Here is a 3,188-nt window from a genome sequence, read left to right as displayed (position 1 = left end):
CTGTTGGCGCAGCCGAACTACGAAGCCGCCTACGACATCGACCAAGATCCGCTGTGGACGCACACCCCGCAAGCGCTGCCGATAGACGTGTTGGCCTGGTACCAGTGCGACCACTTGGGCACGCCGCAAGAACTGACCGACCCCAACGGCCAACTCGCCTGGAGCGCGCAGTACAAAGCGTGGGGAGAAGTCAAAGAACAACGCTCGGAATGGGCGCAGCGTGAAGGGCTGACCAACCCGATCAGATTTCAGGGCCAGTACCACGATCACGAAACAGGGCTGCACTACAACCGCTATCGGTACTATGATCCCCGGGTTGGGCGGTTTATCAGCAAAGACCCGATCAGCTATGCGGGTGGGTTGAATCTTTATGCGTATGCGCCTAATCCGGTGGGGTGGGTTGATCCGCTGGGGTTAAGATGCGATAGCCCTTCTCAAAAGCTAAAGCGCAAGCTATCTGCTTTGCAGGGCGCAGAAAAATCTGCTGAGCGTATACGTAAGCTGCCAGATGGTCGTATCAGGTATTACGATAAAGAAGCATTAGCCAGGACGTCTGGACCTACTAGAGGGAGGTCACATGTTACTGAATACAACCCGGCTACTGGCCAAGTGCGTACATGGGAGGAGACTTATGATCATTTCGGGAAGGTAAACCGTGTTCATCCAAAAATGGCTAATGGGACGTTATTAGAACTGCCACACTACCCTCCAACTAAAACAGATATCGATCAAGGACTCTCGAATTCGAACGGTCGAGCCATAAATAATTGTCAGTGTAGGTGCTAATCGTGAAAAATAATGAAAGAGAGATTAAATTACTTGAGGAAATAGTCGCTCATATAGAGTCTGTACCTTATAGTCCCCCGCAGTGCGCCAAATATATATATGCCAAGCATTTAGATGAATGCGTGTATGAGTTTGAGGATGAGCGGCTCAATGAAATTTTCGATGTCCTAGGTGGTATGAGTGCAGGCGAGGAGTTTTTTTATTCTAAAGAGGAAGTGTTGACAATGCTGAATGATCATCTAGATACTTTAAATGTAAACGCTTGTAAATGAGGTCTGTGGGTGGGTGAATGAATGGTCTTAACAATGATTTTTTAGTATGTAAATTTAGCTGCCTAAGGTACAAAGCATTCATGATACTGGATGCTATAGAACGATCCATCGACATGATGGAAAATTTGAAATGCCTGAAAATTAAAGAGTAACTTTAAAAGACGCCGCAACCCAAGCCAGAGCTAAGCTTTAAGGTCACTAGAACAGTATTTTATGAAAAACATCATCTGCCTAGGCGACGTCACTACTCACGGAGGCTCTGCGCTCGAAGCTGTTTCCAATACTGTCCTCAATGGAATCCCATCGCATGGATCGGCCATAAGGTCAGTTGCCCATTGTGCAAGGGGATTCTCCCCATTGCCGAGGGCACAGCGACTTATTCCGTTGACGGCATTGCCGTTGCACTCGATGGAATGAAAACAGCGTGTGGTGCCGCACTGATTGCCAGCGGCCCTAAAGGCGCAGTCAACCGTTGAACCGCAACACCGTTCTTTAAAAACTGAGCCGGTATGGATTGATATTTACTGTTGGCAAAACGGCCAATAAGGCCAAATGCGCTGGGACTTGTTCAACCGTCTGGTGCGCTTTGAAGACAACACACTCAGCGTCGACTACGCCTACGACCCGCTGGGGCGGCGCATCCATAAATACTCCAACACCCACCACAAGCATCGCCCGGAAGCCGGCTCGCACTGGAACCAAAACGAACAGGCGCGTAAACAGCGTGAACTGGGTTGCGGCTTCACCCTCTTCGGTTGGGACGGCGACACCTTGGCCTGGGAAAGCAGCCCGGCCCAAGCCGATGGCACGGCGGGTAAAACAGTCCACTACCTCTACGAACCCGGCACCTTCGTGCCCGTGGCGCAGGCCATGCGTCATCAACCGATCCGCCTGTTGGCGCAGCCGAACTACGAAGGCGCCTACGACATCGACCAGGACCCGCTGTGGACGCACACGGCCCAAGCGCTACCGATTGACGTGTTGGCCTGGTACCAGTGCGACCACTTGGGCACGCCGCAAGAACTGACCGACCCCAACGGCCAAATCGCCTGGAGTGCGCAGTACAAAGCCTGGGGTGAAGTCAAAGAACAACGCTCGGAATGGGCGCAGCGTGAGGGGCTGACCAACCCGATCAGATTTCAGGGGCAGTACCACGATCACGAAACAGGGCTGCACTACAACCGCTATCGGTACTATGATCCCCGGGTTGGGCGGTTTATCAGCAAAGACCCGATCAGCTATGCGGGTGGGTTGAACCTGTATGCGTATGCGCCGAATCCTACGGGATGGGTTGATCCGCTGGGGCTTGCTCCATGCCCATGTTTAGATGGTGGAAGTTTTAAGGATATGGATGCTAAGAGGAAGGTAAATGAAGTTGGTCATCACATGCCTCAAAATGCATATAACAAAACTATAGATATCTCGCGCAATAATGGCCCCGCTGTACTAATGACTACCGACGCTCATGCTGAGACTCGCACTTTTCCTGGACGCGGGAAAGCATCAATGCGCAAAGACGGCGAAGCTGAGTTGAATGCACGACAACGACTAGCGTTGGATATTAAAGATCTAAGAGCTCTTTATGGCACAAAGTGCAATAGCGCCTCTTTGAAAGCTATTGCGTATGCCAAAACCAGACCGGAGTACGCGAAATGAGCAACCAGCTCACAATTAATGGCTTACAACTCCCTACGAGTTACTGTACGTTAGCAGCAAAATACAAGGATCTTGACGGATTTTGCAATCTAAAACTAAAAAACCCAAAAGACTCTTTTGGACATCCCCTGGAGTGCGAACTCGCTCAAATCTATTCAAATGAGCAAAAACTTAAAGAAATAGCAGATTCACTCAATAAGTATTTTGTATCTGACGGCTATTACGGTGAGCTTGACAGCAATAATACTGACCCCAAATCACTCGAAGACATAACAGACTTCAAAAAAATTGTCTGTTTTGGAATTGCTGGCGATGGTAGTCAATTCTGTTTCGACTTTAGGGACTGCACAAATGTACCAACTGTTATTTGGTGGGAAGATGATCACTGGCGAAAAATATCTAATTCATTCGAAGAGTTTATTTGTTTATTCTCCAACTCTTGATCACCATGAATTAAATCAAAAAAAATGAAAA

At 49.1% G+C, this 3,188-nt stretch carries 3 protein-coding genes and 2 pseudogenes; all 5 read left to right on the top strand.

The features are described 5' to 3' along the window. Positions 1-786 (top strand): RHS repeat-associated core domain-containing protein (locus GYN01_RS22140; RefSeq protein ID WP_203307807.1); only part of this gene is annotated, 786 nt, incomplete at its 5' end. A 2-nt stretch (positions 787-788) separates the two neighbouring features. Beyond that, positions 789-1,058 carry a hypothetical protein gene (locus tag GYN01_RS22135; RefSeq protein WP_053221396.1) on the top strand — a complete coding sequence of 90 codons (270 nt, stop codon included), beginning with the start codon at positions 789-791 and terminating at the stop codon, positions 1,056-1,058. Between the two features lie 213 nt (positions 1,059-1,271). After that, positions 1,272-1,534: pseudogene (locus GYN01_RS22130) on the top strand (PAAR domain-containing protein). 76 nt (positions 1,535-1,610) lie between these two features. Continuing rightward, positions 1,611-2,372: pseudogene (locus GYN01_RS22125) on the top strand (RHS repeat-associated core domain-containing protein); the annotation flags it as partial. Between the two features lie 338 nt (positions 2,373-2,710). Beyond that, positions 2,711-3,157 (top strand): SMI1/KNR4 family protein, encoded by a 447-nt coding sequence (locus GYN01_RS22120; RefSeq protein WP_048402873.1) that lies wholly within the window; start codon positions 2,711-2,713, stop codon positions 3,155-3,157. The last annotated feature ends 31 nt before the right edge of the window (positions 3,158-3,188 follow it).

The sequence above is a fragment of the Pseudomonas weihenstephanensis genome (assembly GCF_016812185.1).
GTDB classification, from domain to species: domain Bacteria; phylum Pseudomonadota; class Gammaproteobacteria; order Pseudomonadales; family Pseudomonadaceae; genus Aquipseudomonas; species Aquipseudomonas weihenstephanensis.
This window is presented reverse-complemented; position numbering and strand designations above follow the sequence as displayed.